We start from the raw sequence: 759 nt of genomic DNA on the forward strand, positions 1-759 counted from the left end.
CGAATATTGATTAATACGTAATCGATCGAACACTACTTGAAAATGAAAACGGCTCTTCTGTTCAGAAATGAAATGTTCCAAATGTTCCTGGAAATTCTTGCTCCCATTGGACCATTTGTATCTATATGCATTAGGATCCCGATTCATAGATCTCTCGGTTCGAGAAATAAAAATACGAGGATCGAACCATTTCTTCTGGCTCTTTTTCAAATTTGATAAATGTTGGTTGATCGTATATTTCATTATAGTTCTATGATTCAGAGTATCATTTCCTATTTGATCCCTTTGAATTCCATATTCGAAGTTGCGATCGGATCTATTCATTAAAAAGAATCGATTCAATACATTTATTATGTACCCACAGGTGTTATATTGGATTTGAATCAGATTTCGGATCAATCTATATTGATTGACTGCCTCCATTATGTTGTTGCTAGCAAATACCACTCTTTTTGGTTTTGGATCTTCCAAATCATTCCCGCAGGAGGTCCGGACCCATTTTTTTCTGATCCTTCGATAAAAGGATTCATTCTCTTCATAAAAAATAGGAGGTAGAACCAATAAATATTTCTTTTTCGATTCATCCCTGGAGTTGAATACCTCATTCAAGAATTGTTTTTGATCCAATCCGTAGGAATCAATAGAAAAGGCAAATCCCTTATGATACACCAGATCCGGCTCGGTTATTGATAGAGTGAATAGATCTGCCATTTCTTGAAATCTCTCTTCTGATTCAAAATCGTGGTGTAACGTGTATCC

Annotated in this window: 1 protein-coding gene; it reads right to left on the bottom strand. The window is 35.4% G+C overall.

Annotated elements, in window-relative coordinates:
* Nucleotides 1–711: Ycf2 family protein (locus IEZ04_RS36335; protein ID WP_229821492.1), on the bottom strand; the 711-nt coding region annotated here is incomplete at its 3' end.
* Between the last annotated feature and the right edge of the window lie 48 nt (nt 712–759).

This window comes from Streptomyces ruber, assembly GCF_014648075.1.
Taxonomy (GTDB): domain Bacteria; phylum Actinomycetota; class Actinomycetes; order Streptomycetales; family Streptomycetaceae; genus Streptomyces; species Streptomyces ruber.